The organism is Comamonas sp., assembly GCF_036643215.1.
Classification (GTDB): domain Bacteria; phylum Pseudomonadota; class Gammaproteobacteria; order Burkholderiales; family Burkholderiaceae_C; genus Comamonas.
Map to the genome: position 1 here is coordinate 202,370 of NZ_JAVXSJ010000003.1, position 15,291 is coordinate 217,660.

The 15,291-nt window shown below is 54.0% G+C and carries 14 protein-coding genes; 12 read left to right on the top strand and 2 right to left on the bottom strand.

From position 1 onward, the window contains the following. Positions 1-17 precede the first annotated feature (17 nt). The 11 genes from RSF91_RS04000 (at position 18) to RSF91_RS04050 (ending at position 11,559) form a co-directional block, all read left to right on the top strand. On the top strand, positions 18-1,097 hold the full coding sequence (locus tag RSF91_RS04000; RefSeq protein WP_332567199.1) for a pilus assembly protein PilM: 1,080 nt from the start codon (positions 18-20) through the stop codon (positions 1,095-1,097). Then, on the top strand, positions 1,094-1,705 hold the full coding sequence (locus RSF91_RS04005) for a PilN domain-containing protein (RefSeq protein ID WP_332567200.1): 612 nt from the start codon (positions 1,094-1,096) through the stop codon (positions 1,703-1,705). Before RSF91_RS04000 ends, RSF91_RS04005 begins: the two co-directional genes overlap by 4 nt. Then, positions 1,705-2,379: a type 4a pilus biogenesis protein PilO gene (locus RSF91_RS04010; RefSeq protein ID WP_332567201.1), complete on the top strand. Its 675-nt coding sequence runs from the start codon at positions 1,705-1,707 to the stop codon at positions 2,377-2,379. Before RSF91_RS04005 ends, RSF91_RS04010 begins: the two co-directional genes overlap by 1 nt. Further along, on the top strand, positions 2,376-2,927 hold the full coding sequence (locus tag RSF91_RS04015) for a pilus assembly protein PilP (RefSeq protein WP_332567202.1): 552 nt from the start codon (positions 2,376-2,378) through the stop codon (positions 2,925-2,927). Before RSF91_RS04010 ends, RSF91_RS04015 begins: the two co-directional genes overlap by 4 nt. Beyond that, positions 2,924-5,077 (top strand): type IV pilus secretin PilQ, encoded by a 2,154-nt coding sequence (gene pilQ / locus RSF91_RS04020; RefSeq protein WP_332567203.1) that lies wholly within the window; start codon positions 2,924-2,926, stop codon positions 5,075-5,077. Before RSF91_RS04015 ends, pilQ begins: the two co-directional genes overlap by 4 nt. A 15-nt stretch (positions 5,078-5,092) precedes the next feature. Next, entirely contained in the window at positions 5,093-6,709 is a 1,617-nt protein-coding gene (locus RSF91_RS04025; protein WP_332567204.1) for an Ig-like domain-containing protein, read from the top strand. A gap of 174 nt (positions 6,710-6,883) precedes the next feature. After that, entirely contained in the window at positions 6,884-7,426 is a 543-nt protein-coding gene (locus RSF91_RS04030) for a shikimate kinase (RefSeq protein WP_332567205.1), read from the top strand. Positions 7,427-7,492: 66 nt separating this feature from the next. Beyond that, the gene (gene aroB / locus RSF91_RS04035) at positions 7,493-8,584 is read left to right on the top strand and encodes a 3-dehydroquinate synthase (protein WP_332567206.1); all 1,092 of its coding nucleotides are present in this window, start codon (positions 7,493-7,495) and stop codon (positions 8,582-8,584) included. 102 nt (positions 8,585-8,686) lie between these two features. After that, entirely contained in the window at positions 8,687-9,865 is a 1,179-nt protein-coding gene (locus RSF91_RS04040) for a deoxyguanosinetriphosphate triphosphohydrolase (RefSeq protein WP_332567207.1), read from the top strand. A 168-nt stretch (positions 9,866-10,033) separates the two neighbouring features. Beyond that, positions 10,034-10,651, top strand: coding sequence for a DUF1415 domain-containing protein (locus RSF91_RS04045; protein ID WP_198461911.1), 618 nt, complete (start codon positions 10,034-10,036; stop codon positions 10,649-10,651). Continuing rightward, positions 10,651-11,559, top strand: a complete 909-nt coding sequence (locus tag RSF91_RS04050; protein WP_332567208.1) for a class I SAM-dependent methyltransferase — start codon at positions 10,651-10,653, stop codon at positions 11,557-11,559. The genes RSF91_RS04045 and RSF91_RS04050 overlap by 1 nt, the downstream gene beginning before the upstream one ends. 30 nt (positions 11,560-11,589) lie before the next feature. Here RSF91_RS04050 and pgi read toward each other — a convergent pair whose 3' ends face one another. After that, positions 11,590-13,197, bottom strand: a complete 1,608-nt coding sequence (gene pgi, locus RSF91_RS04055; RefSeq protein ID WP_332567209.1) for a glucose-6-phosphate isomerase — start codon at positions 13,195-13,197, stop codon at positions 11,590-11,592. A gap of 16 nt (positions 13,198-13,213) precedes the next feature. Continuing rightward, positions 13,214-14,170, bottom strand: a complete 957-nt coding sequence (gene tal / locus RSF91_RS04060; protein ID WP_332567210.1) for a transaldolase — start codon at positions 14,168-14,170, stop codon at positions 13,214-13,216. Positions 14,171-14,419: 249 nt separating this feature from the next. On the opposite strand from tal, the gene RSF91_RS04065 reads away from it, so the two are divergent. Beyond that, a complete protein-coding gene (locus RSF91_RS04065; protein ID WP_332567211.1) occupies positions 14,420-15,268 on the top strand; it encodes an SIS domain-containing protein in 849 nt (282 codons plus the stop codon). The last annotated feature ends 23 nt before the right edge of the window (positions 15,269-15,291 follow it).

Sequence of the window (15,291 nt, forward strand, 5' to 3'; positions counted from 1 at the left end):
CAATCTAGGGGGGCACGTTGATTGCTCTGAGTTCTTTATTCAGCCGTCAGCCTGCACCATTGCTTGGCATTGATGTCAGCTCCTCCAGCGTGAAGTTGGTTGAACTGTCCAAAAGCAAGTCAGGTGAGTGGCAATTGGAGCGTTGTGCGATCGAGCCTCTTGAAAAAGGCTGGATTACCGACGGCAACATCGAAAAATTTGACGAAGTCGCGGAGGCTGTTCGTCGCCTGGTCAAAAAAAGTGGCACACGCACCAAGCACGTGGCCATGGCCCTGCCTGCTGCCGCAGTGATTACCAAAAAAATCACTTTGCCTGCAGGCTTGTCTGAGCTGGAAATGGAAGTGCAGGTCGAGTCCGAAGCCAATCAGTACATTCCGTTTTCACTCGATGAGGTGAGTCTGGACTTCTGTGTCATCGGCCCATCGTCGGTTTCTTCTGGTGACGTGGACGTGCTGATTGCCGCCTCGCGCAAGGAAAAAGTTCAAGACCGTCAGGGCTTGGCTGAAGCCGCAGGCTTGAAGCCCGTCGTGGTCGATATTGAGCCCTATGCGGCCCGAATGGCTGCCACACGCCTGGTCTCAAGACTGAGCAACGCCGGGCAGGATGCCGTGGTTGCGCTGTTTGAGGTGGGGGCGATGACCACCAGCATGCAGGTGCTGCGCAATGACGAAGTGCTGTATGAGCGTGATCAGGCCTTTGGTGGCGCGCAGCTGACGCAGCTGATTGCGCGACAGTACGGCTTTTCGCCCGAAGAGGCCGAGGCCAAAAAACGCAGTGGTGAATTGCCTGAAGATTACGCAACAGGCGTGCTCAAGCCTTTTGTGCAGAGCCTGACGCAGGAAGTGGCTCGCGCGCTGCAGTTTTTCTTTACCAGTACGCCGTACAACCGTGTTGACCATGTCTTGCTGGCAGGAGGCTCTGCGTCCTTGCCTGGCTTGGCAGAGGCCGTCAGTCAACAGACCGGATGCGCCTGCAGTCTTGCTAACCCATTTGACGGGATGGAAATTGGCAGCGCTGTGCGCCTGAAGAAGATGGCGCGTGAGGCACCGTCCTATTTGACCTCTTGCGGTCTGGCCATGCGGAGGTTTCAAGAGTGATACTGATTAACCTTTTACCGCACCGCGAGGCCGCCAAGAAACGTCGAAAAGAGGCGTTTCAGGTCAATATGGTGATGGCTGCGATTGCAGGTCTGCTGATTGCAGGCCTGATTTACTGGTATTTCCAGATCATGATTGAAGGTCAGCAGAACAAGAACAATCTGCTGCGCTCCGAGATCAAGGTTCTGGAAACCCAGATCAAGGAAATTGATGGCCTGGAGGCCGAAATTACTGCATTGCGTGCCCGTCAGAAGGCTGTGGAAGACCTGCAGTCTGATCGCAACTTGCCAGTGCACATGCTCAATGAGCTGGTGAAGCAATTGCCAGATGGCGTCTATCTCAGCAGCATCAAGCAAGACGGTTTGCTGGTGACTATGCAGGGAACTGCGCAATCGAATGAGCGCATTTCCGAGATGCTGCGCAATCTCACCGAGGGCACGGCGTGGTTCTCCAAGCCTGAGCTGATGGAGATTGTGGCCAAGACCGTCGATGTGACTGCCAAGGACAAGCGCCGAGCAGCTGCATTCACATTGCGCTTCAATCTGACAAGAGCCAGCGATGCAGAGAAAAGTCTGACCGCTGCCACTCCTTCTGTGAAGGCGCAGTAATGGCAAAAAAGAAGAAATCTTCAGATCTTGATTTTGCTGCGCTGCAAGAAAAAATTCAGCGGCAGTTTCGTAATCTGGATCCCAATGATCCATCCGTCTGGCCAGCGTTGCCCAAGGCATTGCTGTATGCCGCTGTTGCCATCGCCGTTGCTGCGTTGCTGTGGTTTGTCATGCTCAAGGACTACGAAGCAGAGCTGGAAACCGAGCGCGCAACCGAGGTGACTTTGCGCGAGGACTACACCAAGAAGATGCTCAAGGCCGTGAGCCTTGAAGGCTTGAAGAAGCAGCGTGAGCAGGTACAGCAGTACGTGACGCAACTGGAAAAACAATTGCCCAGTAAAGCAGAAATGGCAGCCTTGCTCTCGGATATCAATCAGGCAGGCTTGGGCCGAAGTCTTCAGTTTGAGGTGTTCCGTCCCGGAGCCATGGTGGCCAAGGAATACTACGCCGAGCTACCCATTACTCTGAAGGTGACTGGCAGCTATCACGACATTGGATCCTTCGCTTCAGATGTCGCTTTTCTCTCTCGCATCGTGACCTTGAATAACTTGTCTATTGCGCCTTCAGGCAAGGATGGTGATGTGCTGACTATGGATGCCACAGCACGTACCTTCCGCTATCTGGATGCGGACGAAGTGAAGGCTCAGCGTGATGCGGCTAAGGGGAAGAAATGAGCAAGCTACTGTTGAACCCTCTCTGGCTGGCTTTGGTGAGTAGTGCCCTGTTAATGGGCTGCACTTCATCTGAAGAAGATCAATTGCGAGAATGGATGGCTCAGGAGCGTGCCAATGCCAAGCCCAATGTGAAGCCCCTGGAGGAGCCCAAACCTTTTAAACCTCAGGTGTACACCGGGGCAGAGGGGATGGATCCATTCAATCAGCTCAAGCTGATTCAGGTGCTGCGCAAGGAGTCTGCGCAGTCCAATATCAGCACCGCTTTGCTGGCCCCTGAATTGAATCGACGCAAGGAGCCTCTGGAAGCTGAGCCGCTGGATGCCATGAGCATGGTGGGTAGCTTGGACAAAAAGAGTGTGCCGACGGCCTTGGTCAAGGTTGGTGCGCTGCTCTATCAGGTACGCGTTGGCAATTACCTGGGGCAGAACTACGGAAAAATTACCAAGATCACTGAAAACTCCATCCAGCTTCGCGAAATTGTTCAGGATGGTGGCGGTGACTGGATTGAGAGAATAAGCACTTTAGAGTTGCAGGAGGTTAGCAAATGATGGGTAGTAACCGCAGGACTTTGGCGAAGGCCCGTTGGGGACTGACACTGGGCAGTCTTTTGCTTTCTTCCGCAGCTTGGGCGCAGGCTCGTATTGAGTCTGTGACTGGAGCATTACAGTCTGGTTCCGAGGTTATTCGAGTTGAACTGTCTGAGCCATTGGCAGCAGATCCGACCGGGTTTGTAGTGCAGTCCCCTGCACGAATTGCGCTTGATTTTCCGGGTGTGACGAATGGTTCCGGAAAATCACTCCATGAATTTAATCAGGGCAACTTGCGCTCAGCCAACCTCGTGGAGGCCTCTGGTCGTTCGCGCTTGGTACTGAATCTCAAGGCGGCAACAACGTATCGCTTGCAGCGCCAAGGCAAGTCGTTGCTGATTTTGCTTGACCCTGCTGGTGCGACTGCATCTGCGGCAGGCTCGGCGCCTGCTGTGACGCCGGTTTTTGAGAGCAAGTCTGCATCGTCTGATGCTGCACCTATCAGAGGCGTGGATTTCCGCCGTGGCAGCGATGGCTCGGGGCGGATTGTCGTGAGTCTGGGCAACAGCCAGGTGGGAGTGGACTTGCGCCAGGAAGGCAAGGGCTTAACCGTTGATTTCCTGCGCACAGCATTGCCAGAAAATTTGCGCAAAAAACTAGATGTTGCTGATTTTGGTACCCCGGTGCAAACCATCTCTACCAGTCAGCAGGGTGATCGTGTGCGCATGCGCATTGAGCCTGTGGGCGACTGGGAGCACAGCGCATACCAGAGTGACAATCAGTTCGTTGTGGAGGTGCGTCAGAAAAAAGTTGATACCAGCAAGCTGACGCAAGGCCCCGGCTATAGCGGTGAAAAGCTGTCGCTGAATTTCCAGAATATTGAAGTGCGCTCGCTGCTGCAGGTCATTGCAGACTTCACAAACTTCAATATCGTGACTTCGGATACGGTGACGGGCGCTTTGACGCTGCGCTTGAAAGATGTTCCGTGGGATCAGGCTCTGCAAATCATCATGGATGCAAAGGGCCTTGGTATGCGAAAGTCGGGCTCTGTGCTCTGGATCGCGCCCAAGGATGAGATTGATGCGCGTACCAAGCGTGACTATGAAGCTGCGATGGAAATCCAGAAGCTGGAGCCGCTGCGGACACAGGGCTTTCAGCTGAACTATGCCAAGGCGGGAGATATTCTGACGCAGATCACAACGTCAACAGGCGGTGGTGCTGGTGGCACGAGTACGAGCACTCGTTTCCTGTCGCCACGTGGCTCTGCCATTTCTGAACCTCGCACCAATCAATTGTTTGTGACGGATACACCCTCCAAGCTGGATGAGATGAAGGCTTTGCTGGCAACTCTGGACGTGCCTGTACGTCAGGTCATGATTGAAGCTCGCATTGTTGAAGCCCGCGATACCTTTGGTCGTGCGTTGGGTGTGAAATTGGGAGGAGGGGATCTTCGTGCGCAACAAGGTGGTGATGGTGGATACAGACTGTCTGGCAATAACCGACTAGCAATTGGTACAGGATTTAATAATGCAATTGCCTCTACTGGATTGGGCGGTACTGTTGATACATCGGGTAGCTTTGTAAATCTTCCTGCAAGCATTCCCGGTATTAGTGGAAGCGGAACTTTTGCCATTTCTATTTTTAATTCTGCAGCCAACAGATTTCTGGCATTGGAATTAAATGCGATGGAGGCGGAAGGTGAGGGGAAGATCGTTTCAAGCCCAAAGCTTGTGACAGCAGATCAGACTAAAGCGTTGATTGAGCAGGGTACAGAGTACCCTTATTCAGTGACCGCCCCTAATGGGGCCACTACTATGGCTTTTAAGAAAGCTGTTCTTAAATTAGAAGTAACCCCGCAAATAACGCCTGAAGGCGATATTATTCTTGATCTGGATATTAATAAGGATTCTAGAGGGGAAGTTACAACGCAAGGTGTTGCGATTGATACTAAGCATATTAAGACGCAAGTGCTTGTTCAAAACGGTGGTACTATTGTGATTGGTGGTATTTTTGAGATGGAAGAAACTAATCAAGTTAATAAAATACCACTGCTTGGAGATATACCAGTTTTGGGTAATTTGTTTAAAAATCGCGTCCGTCAATCTACTAAAAGAGAGATGCTGGTTTTTATAACGCCAAAAATGCTGGCGAATGCTAGTGTTCGTAATTAAAATATGGAGGCAGGGATGAGGTTTTTGATTTCGGCAATCTCAATTGCTGTGCTGGTCGTTGCTTGCGGTGGTGGTGGTGGCAGTGGTGGTACCCCGGTAGGTGGAGGCTCAACAGGAAGCGGAGGAGGCACTACAACACCTACACCAGATGCTTCTTCTGTAGAGTTCTCTCTAGATAAGACAGTGATTACCAACTCGGGTAGTGATGTAGCTACGCTGACCGTGATAGCGCTGTCCAGTACCAGAAATCCTGTGGCCAATGTGCCAGTGAGCGTGACGGTTGACTCGGGCATCTTCACACCTAGCTCGAGCGTGACGGATGAGTCCGGTCGTGTGAGTGGAAAGATTGAAATTGGTGGGAATCGTGCCAATCGTGACATTGGTTTCCAATTGAAGGCAGGTAGTCAGTCTGGCTCAGGGGCAGTCTCTGTCACCGGAAGCCAGATCTCTATAACCACGCTTCCCCCGATGCCTCTACCTGGGCAGGATGTGCAGGTCACAGCGAAGGTTTCCGACGTGAATGGCGCGGGCATCCGTAGCACTAAAGTCTCTTTGTCGGGTTCTATGCTGAGTGCGGCTATTGAGTCCAAGACTACCGATGCATCTGGCACAAGCAGCTGGACAATTAAGGCACCAAGTGCAGCCCAAGGCTACACCTTGCGAGCCAAGGCATCGGGTGTAGAGAAGAGTGAACAGATCACTGTGGCGGGAGGTGGAGCATCTCAGGTGCCTGACGCGGTTGGAGTGGTCAGTGCGGCAAGCCTGTCCATTACCCCTAATACGGTGAAGCCAAACACCGATGGCGGTAAAGCTAATGTGGCAGATTTGCGCGCTTTGTTCATTGACAAGGACAATCGCGCCATTCCCAATATGCGCGTGCGTTTTGAAATTGTTCCGCCTGGCTTGGGTTCCGGAGAGTCCATTTCCACAGGTACTCAGTCCGTCATCACTAACGCAAGTGGTGTCGCTCTTGCGCAATACATCCCTGGCGCACGTTCAAGTCCCACCGATGGCGTGAATATCCGTATTTGCTTTGGTTCATCGGATGCCTCATTGGCCAATGATCAATGCCTGGACCGGCGCTTTGGAACACTGACCGTTGCCAATGAGCCCGTTAACATCACTATTGGTCATAACAACGAACTGGAAAAAGGGGAAAACAATCTCACTTACATCAAGAAATTCGACGTAGCAGTTGCCAACGCTGCCGGCGAGGCTGTTGCCGATGTTGAAACATCAGTCAGCGTCGATATTCTTCGCTTTAAAACTGGTAGGTATGGTGTTACTCCGATCGCAACCTGCTTGAATGAGGACATCAACCGTAACGGGAACTTGGATGTTGGTGAGGATGTCAATGGAGATGGCAAGCTGACTCCTCCCAAGGCGGATATCCTGGTGTCTTACTTGAATGGTCGCAAGACCGGAGCCAATGGCCGGCTTGCTGTCCAGGTGGAGTATTCGCAAAGCGTTGCTACATGGCTGGACTACAAACTGAGTGTCAGTGCGAAGGTTGTGGGCTCCGAAGGGCGTGCCGATCAAGTTTTCATGACGGAGTTTGTTGAAGGTGACGAAAAGAACGGCTCTTTTCTGGAGTCTCCTTATGGCACGGCGCCTACATGCGGGCCTCAGTGAGAGTTCCCTTGATTCACTTTGTGAAGCGGTGAGTACCTTCTAGGCGCATTACCGCTTTTCAAAGAAGGCCTGCATGATGATAGTGCAGGCCTTTTTTTTGTGTTCAGGGTGGCCGTGCCTGCGACAATCCTTCAGTTAATGTGAAATGCAGGCCGAAGGCCGTGCAGTGAAGGAATGAACTTTGTGAAAAACTCGCATATCGCTTTGGTGGGCCTTCCGGGAAGTGGCAAGTCCACGATTGGGCGTTATTTGGCCAAGCGCTGGTCTCTTCCTTTTGTGGATGTGGATATGGTGATTGAGGAGCACATTGGCTGCACGATTCGCGAGTTTTTCGCCAAAGAAGGCGAGGCAAAATTTCGCGATGTCGAGCAAGAGGTTCTGGCGCATCTGCTTTCAAACGCCCAAAAAATGGTAGTCGCCACGGGTGGCGGGGCTGTACTCAGGCCCGAAAATCGCCAGCAATTGGCAGCACATGCCCAAGTGGTTTATTTAAGTGCAGCTCCTCATGAAATTGCCCGCCGTCTGCAAAAAGACACTCAGCGCCCTTTGCTGCAGGTAGATAACCCGCTGCAACGCTTGCTGGATTTGCATGCAGTCAGGGATCCCTTGTACCGGGAGGTCGCTGATTTTGTGGTGGCTGGCAGTGGCCTTTCTGCAGCTCAGGTGGCTCAGCGGGTGGCAATGCAGGTTGAGTTGGGGCAGCATTCCTGTTTTTGAGTCAAATAGCTATCTAGCCTAGGTGCGGTATGCAGTACCTGCTATGTATTTTGAGAGGATTTCGACGTGGAAACGGTGCACATTGATTTGGACGAGCGGAGCTATCCGATAGTGATTGCTGAGGACTTGCTGGCCTTGAGACCTACCTGGCAGGCTTTGCCCAAAGCGGCTGCGGCGCTGATTGTGACGAATGATGTGGTGGCGCCGCTTTATCTGTCCACGTTAAAGCAGGCGTTGAGCAGCAAATATGCGCAAGTCCATGAGGTGGTGCTACCCGATGGCGAGGCGTACAAAGACTGGCAAACGCTGAATCTGATATTTGATGCGCTGCTTACCCATGGCTGTGACCGTAAGACTGTGCTGTTTGCACTGGGCGGTGGAGTGGTGGGCGATATGACAGGTTTTGCCGCCGCCAGCTATATGCGCGGCGTGCCTTTTGTGCAGGTGCCGACCACATTGCTCTCGCAGGTGGACTCCTCTGTGGGCGGCAAGACCGCTATCAACCACCCCTTGGGCAAGAACATGATTGGTGCGTTCTACCAGCCTCAGTTGGTGGTCTGCGATCTGGCGACGCTGGATACCCTGCCCCAGCGTGAGCTGAGTGCGGGCTTGGGCGAAATCATCAAGTACGGCCCGATTGCTGACATGCAGTTCTTTGACTGGCTTGAGCAAAACATCGATGGCTTGCTGCGCCGTGATCGCGCGCTGTTGGCGCATGCCGTCAAGCGCAGCGTGGAAATCAAGGCCTGGGTTGTTGGGCAGGATGAAAAAGAGGCTGGACTGCGGGCCATTCTCAATTTTGGTCATACCTTTGGTCATGCGATTGAGGCGGGTATGGGCTATGGCAACTGGCTGCACGGCGAAGGCGTTGCCGCAGGCATGGTGATGGCGGCAGAGCTTTCCAAGCGTCTGGGCATGGTCGATGAGCACTTCGTCTTGCGTCTGCGCACTTTGATTGAGCGTGCAGGTTTGCCCGTGCGCGGCGCGATCATTGATGCGCAGGACAATGCGGGCCGGTACCTTGAGCTGATGCGTGTCGACAAAAAGTCGGAAGCGGGTGAAATTCGCTTTGTGCTGATTGATGGAGCGGGTCAGGCGGTGATGCGCTCTGCGCCCGATGCTTTGGTGCGTGAAGTCATTAATAGTTGCTGCGCCTGAAGCGCAGAAGATCAGGCGCCTGCTCCAAAGACACATCTGGTGTTGTTTCAGGCCGGGAATGAGCTGCTAGAGTGACTTCATTCAGTTGTTGAGGCAGCTTGCATGAACACTCTGGCTTCTTATGCCTGCAACCCCTTGCACAGCAAGGGACGTCGTTTTGCTGAGCCGGTTGCGCCCACGCGCAGCGACTTTCAGCGCGATCGGGATCGTATTGTTCACTCATCGGCCTTCAGGCGGCTGGTCTACAAGACACAGGTCTTTGTCAATCACGAGGGTGATCTGTTTCGTACGCGGCTCACGCATTCTCTGGAGGTCGCTCAGTTGGGGCGCTCCATTGCCCGTGCGCTGCAGCTCGATGAAGATCTGGTCGAGGCGATTTGTCTGGCACATGACCTGGGGCATACGCCGTTTGGCCATGCGGGCCAGGATGCGCTCAATGAATGCATGAGGCCTCATGGCGGCTTTGAGCACAACTTGCAAAGCCTGCGTGTAGTGGACAGACTGGAAGAGCGCTATCCCGCCTTTGACGGCCTCAACCTGACTTTTGAAACACGCGAGGGCATTCTCAAGCATTGCTCGCGCAGTAACGCCGAACTATTGAATGCGCGTGAGCCCGGCGGTGTGGCGCAGCGATTTATTGACGCAACCCAGCCTTCGCTGGAGGCGCAGTTGTGCAATTTGGCTGATGCCATTGCCTATAACGCCCACGATGTGGATGATGGCGTTCGATCGGGCTTGATCACCATGGCTCAGCTGCGTGATGCCGTGCCTTTGTTTGTCCGTTATTACGAGGCGACATTGGCGGACTGGCCTCAATTGCTTGTGCCGGATGCCCAGCGCAAGCTCCTGTACGAAAGTATTCGCCGTATGCTGAGTGAGCAGGTCTATGACGTCATCAACAGCTCGCGTGCGCAGTTGCAGTCAGCAAAAGTGAGTTCAGTGCAGGATGTGCGTTTGCATGGACAGGTGCTTATTGCGTTTAGCGATGAAATGAAGGCTGAGTCTCAGAGGCTCAAGCAATTCCTGTTCAAGCAGCTCTACCGTCACCCACAGGTCATGCAGACCATGGATGGTGCACAGCAAGTAGTGCGCGAGTTATTTGCGGCCTATATGGTTGAGCCAGAGCGCATGAAACCTCGTTTTGTGCAGCGGGTGCTGGCGGCTAGCACCCTGAATGAAAGAGCGCGCGTGGTGGCGGACTTTATTGCGGGCATGACAGATCGCTATGCGGCACGTGAACATGAGCAGATTACGGGACTGAGCTTGCTGGGTGTGCCTTGATAAAAGTCGCGGTAGCTTGAAGGTTGCCGGGTTTGCTGGCCCTGTCATGCAGCGTTAAAGAGGGCTCGCTAAAATATGGGCGCTGTGTATCTAGAGCCGGAATTTTTCCCGCCCAGTGCGCAATCTTTGGGGGCGATTGCCCCCGTTTGCATTTTGGAGGGCCTTGTCATGACCGAAACCTCAACCATCGCCGAGCAGGGCTTTCCGCCGGATCTCGTCATTGAAGACACTGTGCGCTGGCTGGAAAAGGCTGTGATTGGCCTCAATCTCTGTCCCTTTGCCAAGGGTGTCCATGTCAAGGGACAGATTCATTACGTGGTCAGTGAGGCAATGGATGCCGAAGCGGTTGCCGAAGACCTGCATCGCGAACTGGAAGCGCTGGCCGAAGCCAATGCAGAAAAGCGCGACACAACCTTGCTGATCCTGCCCCATGCGCTGCAGGATTTTCTGGATTTCAACGATTTCCTCGAAGTGGCGGATGCCATGGTCGAGGAGCTGGATCTGGGTGGCATTCTCCAGGTGGCCTCGTTCCACCCTCAGTTTCAGTTTGAAGGCACGGACGTTGATGACGTGACCAACTGCACCAACCGGGGGCCTTATCCCATCCTGCACCTGCTGCGCGAAGACAGCATCGACAAAGCCGTAGAAGTGTTCCCCGAGGCTGAATCGATTTACGAGCGCAATATGGAAACGCTGGAGAAAATCGGTATTGAAGGCTGGCTGGATCTGGATGTGGGCGCGCGTTGCCCAGTCACAGGCCATGGCTCAGCAAAGGCAGAGAAGTAATGGCTAAAACGGATAAAAAGCAGGCGACTCAGAAGCCTGCGGGCACTGGCGTTCAAGATATTGCCGCTCAATTAGGGCTCAAGCCCGGTCAGAGTATTGATCTGCTCAAAGCGCTGCATATTCTGACCCGTGAGGGAAAGCTCAATCAGGATTCGCGTCGCAAACTCAAGCAGGTCTATCACCTCTATCAGTTCATCGAGCCGTTGCTGAATGAATTGTCCAAGGATGGCCATGCGGTGACTTTGGCTGACCATGGTGCAGGCAAGTCCTATCTGGGCTTTATCCTTTACGACCTGTATTTCAAGGCCTTGGGTCAAGGCAAGATTTACGGTATTGAGACGCGTGCGCCGCTGGTTGAAGCTTCGCAGAAGCTGGCTGCCGATCTGGCTTTTGATCGCATGGAGTTTCTCAATATGTCGGTGGCTGAATCCACGCATGTGGACTTTATGCCCTCGCAGTTTGACGTGGTCACGGCTTTGCATGCCTGTGATACGGCCACCGATGACGCTATTGCCTTTGGGCTGGAGAAAAAGGCCAAGGCCATGGTGCTGGTGCCCTGCTGTCAAGCTGAAGTAGCCGCCTGCCTGCGCCAGACCAAGGTCATGAGTCTTTCACGCACTCCGCTGGCAGAACTATGGCGTCACCCCATTCACACGCGCGAGATGGGGAGCCAGATCACCAATGTGCTGCGCTGCCTGTACCTCGAAGCCTGTGGCTATCAGGTGACCGTGACGGAGCTGGTGGGCTGGGAGCACAGCATGAAAAACGAGCTGATCGTGGCGCGTTACACAGGGCAGAAAAAGCGTAACTCTGCACAGCGTCTGCGCCAGTTGCTGGCCGAGTTTGGCTTGGTCAGCTTGGAGGGGGTGCGCTACCCGCATTTGCCGCAGGAAGAGTTGGCAGCGTAAAAGCAGCAGGCTGCTGGCAGCCTGCTGCTTTTATTGAGAGTGCTGCATCAATCGTTTCATCAACGCTTGTGTTGAAGAATCGACGCCATTCCAGTCATTGCTGCTTTGGCGGGTCTGCAGTTGTTTGGCAAGCTGCTTGCCAAGTTCCACCCCCCACTGGTCGAAGCTGTTGATATTCCAGATGGCGCCGGAAACAAAAATCCGGTGCTCATACAGGGCGATCAGTGCGCCTAGCGATGCTGGGTCCAGCCTCTCCAGTAGCAAAAAGCTGCTGGGGCGATTACCAGGGCAATCCTTTTCCAGCCCATCTCCTGCGCGTCCAACCATCAATGCCTGAGCTTGTGCGATGGCATTGATCACCAGACTTTGATGGTGTTCGCCGAGATACTTGCCTCCATCGCGCAGGGCAATGAACTCGACGGGAATCACATCCTGCCCTTGGTGCAGCATTTGAAAGAATGCGTGCTGGCCATTGGTGCCAGGCTCACCCCATATCACGGGGGCGGTAGGTGCTGAAAGTGGCACGCCATCCTTGGTCACGCTCTTGCCATTGCTTTCCATCTCCAGTTGCTGAAGATATGCGGCCAAGCGGCGCAAGCCATGGCTGTAAGGGGCGATACAGCGGCTGGAGAACTGGCAAAAATCTCGATACCAGACATCCAGAAGACCCAGGCGAACGGGAAGGTTGCTCTCTAATGGCGCTGTAAAAAAGTGAGCGTCCATCGCATGCGCACCGCCAAGCATGGCGCGAAATTGCATTGAACCAATGGCAATGGCAATGGGCAGACCAATGGCTGACCATAGTGAGAAACGGCCACCCACCCAGTCCCAGAACCCCAGAGTGCGCTGAATGCCGAATTCAGCGGCAGCTTGCTTGTTGGTGGTCAGTGCGACAAAGTGCTTGTTAATCGAGCAGGGCGCTTGCGGATCGATGCTGCCGCCGTGCTCCAGAAACCATTGGCGGGCCGAGCGCGCATTGAGCATGGTCTCGGCGGTCGTGAATGATTTGGAGGCGATGAGAAACAGCGTACTTTCCGGCTTGACCCGGCGCAGCACATGCCCAAGCTCATGACCATCGACGTTGGAGACAAAGTGAAAGTTTTTACCCGTGTCTATCCAGTCCTCTAGCGCATTGACCACGACCTCAGGACCCAGGTGAGAGCCGCCGATACCGATATTGACGATGTCGGTAATCTGCCTGTCGTCTCTGACCTGATCGGCCAGAGCGAGCATTTGATCCAGAGTGCGATGCACCTCATGCAAAGCGGCGTGCATTTCAGCGGGCCAAGCTTGCACCGTTGGCGCATTCGCGATTTCACCCCGGTTAGCAGGCGTTCGCAGCAGCCAGTGCATGACGCTGCGCTGTTCGGTCGAGTTGATGGCATCGCCTGCCAGCATGGCATCGCGCTTGGCCACAAGCTGGCTTTCTTTCGCCAGTTGCAGCAACAGGTCTTGCGTGTCTGTATTCAGCAGGTTTTTGGATAGATCTGCGAATACATGGGGTGCCTGAAAGCTCAGCGATGCCAGACGTTGTGGGTCCTGTGCAAATGTTTGACACAGATCCATATTCTGAATTTGTGACTCGTAATGCGTTTGCAAAGCCTGCCATGCAGGCAATTCGTGACAGAGAGGTGTCAAAAGAAATTCCAGTAAATCATGCAGCAGCTTGTTGCATCAATGCTTCTAGCTTCAGGGTGTCAGCGGTAAAGGCGCGAATGCCTTCGGCCAGTTTCTCGGTGGCCATCGCATCTTCATTCAGAGCGAAACGGAAAGATGCCTCATCCAGCAGCAATCGTTTCAGCTCTTGAGTCTTGGCCGAGTTGACATCCATGGCGCGAGCCAGGGTGGAGCCGTCTTGCGCTGACAGTTGCGCCAGCAGTTCAGGTGCAATGGTAAGCAGGTCGCATCCGGCCAAAGCCAGAATTTGCCCGGTGTTACGAAAGCTTGCACCCATGACTTCGGTCGCAATGTCGAAGTGTTTGTAGTAGTTGTAAATCTGGCGCACTGAGCTGACGCCGGGGTCGTTGGCGCCTGCCATTGCTGCTTCGTCCCATTGGGCTCCAGCCTGTTTTTTGAACCAGTCGTAGATGCGGCCCACGAACGGTGAAATCAGCTGGACCTTGGCTTGGCCGCAGGCAATGGCCTGGCAGAAGGAGAACAGCAGCGTCAGATTGGTGTGAATGCCGCGCTGCTCCAGAATGCGTGCGGCTTCAATGCCTTCCCAGGTGGCGGCAATCTTGATGAGTACGCGATCGGTATGAATGCCGGCGGCCTGATAAAGCTCGATGAGCCGTTCAGCACGGGTGACTGTGGCGACAGTATCGAAGGACAGGCGGGCATCGACTTCTGTGGAGACGCGGCCGGGGATCGTGTTCAGAATCTCGCAACCGAAGCGGACCAGGATGCGATCCATGATCTCATCCAGCGTTCTGTCCTTGAATTGCGCAACCGTGGCGCGCATCAGCGGCGCGTATTCGGGCTTTTGAACGGCTTTGAGAATCAAGGATGGATTAGTGGTTGCATCACGCGGCTGAAACTGCGCCAGCTGATGAAAATCACCGGTGTCCGCGACCACGGTTGTGAACTGCTTGAGCGCCTCCAACTGATTCATGACCATCCTTTGATGTTTTGTAAACGAATCAGCAAGTGTAGAGCGTGAAACCTGTGTGGAAAATGACATGGGCCACTCATACGGGATTCTCAGACTCAAGGCAAACCCTGTAGAAACAAGAATGACTTTCTGCATTTATTTGCGGAAATATCCAAGTTTTGCAGCCATTTGCTGGGTGATGAGTCGCTTCGGTCTTATGCTTTGTCGTTCTAGTGTTTACTAACGGTTTTTGCCTTATCTGCTGCCAATATGCTTGATCGCATTACCGCCTCCCTTCCGTCTCTGGCGCCTGCAGAGCAGCGTGTTGCACGCTTGGTATTGGCTGATCCCAGAGCGTTTGCGCATCTGCCGGTGCGTGAGCTGGCTTTGCGCTCCCATGTCAGCAAGCCCACGGTGGTACGTTTTTGCCGCAGCATGGGGTATGACGGACTGGCAGATTTCAAACTCAAACTGGCCGGCAGCGTCAGCGAAGGTGTGCCGTTTATTCACCGCAGTGTGGATAGTGACGATAAAACCAGCGACGTCATGGTCAAAGTGGTGGATAACGCCGTCGCAGCCTTTTTGCAATATCGCAATGCATCCAGCACCGCGGCCATAGAGCAGGCCGCGCAGGCTATTGCGGCGACCTGGCAGACCGGTAAACGCATTGAATTTTATGGCGCGGGTAATTCAGGCATTGTGGCGCTGGATGCACAGCACAAGTTTTTTCGCCTGGGTGTTACCAGTCTTGCCACCAGCGACGGCCATATGCAGGTGATGAGTGCGACTTTGCTGGGGCCGGGTGATTGCGTGGTGATTATTTCCAACTCTGGTCGTACGCGCGATTTGATGGATGCCGCTGATATTGCGCGCAAAAACGGCGCTACCACGATTGCCATTACCGCCAGTGGCTCCCCGCTGGCATCGGCCTGTCAGATCCATCTGGCTGCAGACCACCCCGAGGGCTATGACCGCTACAGCCCCATGGTGTCGCGTCTGCTGCACTTGCTCATCATTGACGTGCTGGCCACCTGCGTAGCCTTGCGCATTGGTCCAGCGCTGCAGCCAGCGCTGGAGCAGATGAAAAACAACCTCAGGGCCAAGCGCTACACGGGGTAATAGCTCTTTAATTAAGAGCGCTA

What these genes read in the sequence shown, in the direction of transcription:
- RSF91_RS04025 (WP_332567204.1), top strand. Translation starts at nt 5,093, where the DNA reads ATGAGGTTTTTGATTTCGGCAATCTCAATTGCTGTGCTGGTCGTTGCT.
- RSF91_RS04040 (WP_332567207.1), top strand. Translation starts at nt 8,687, where the DNA reads ATGAACACTCTGGCTTCTTATGCCTGCAACCCCTTGCACAGCAAGGGA.
- RSF91_RS04030 (WP_332567205.1), top strand. Translation starts at nt 6,884, where the DNA reads ATGAACTTTGTGAAAAACTCGCATATCGCTTTGGTGGGCCTTCCGGGA.
- tal (WP_332567210.1), bottom strand. Translation starts at nt 14,170, where the DNA reads ATGAATCAGTTGGAGGCGCTCAAGCAGTTCACAACCGTGGTCGCGGAC.
- pilQ (WP_332567203.1), top strand. Translation starts at nt 2,924, where the DNA reads ATGATGGGTAGTAACCGCAGGACTTTGGCGAAGGCCCGTTGGGGACTG.
- RSF91_RS04065 (WP_332567211.1), top strand. Translation starts at nt 14,420, where the DNA reads ATGCTTGATCGCATTACCGCCTCCCTTCCGTCTCTGGCGCCTGCAGAG.
- RSF91_RS04010 (WP_332567201.1), top strand. Translation starts at nt 1,705, where the DNA reads ATGGCAAAAAAGAAGAAATCTTCAGATCTTGATTTTGCTGCGCTGCAA.
- RSF91_RS04050 (WP_332567208.1), top strand. Translation starts at nt 10,651, where the DNA reads ATGGCTAAAACGGATAAAAAGCAGGCGACTCAGAAGCCTGCGGGCACT.
- RSF91_RS04015 (WP_332567202.1), top strand. Translation starts at nt 2,376, where the DNA reads ATGAGCAAGCTACTGTTGAACCCTCTCTGGCTGGCTTTGGTGAGTAGT.
- RSF91_RS04045 (WP_198461911.1), top strand. Translation starts at nt 10,034, where the DNA reads ATGACCGAAACCTCAACCATCGCCGAGCAGGGCTTTCCGCCGGATCTC.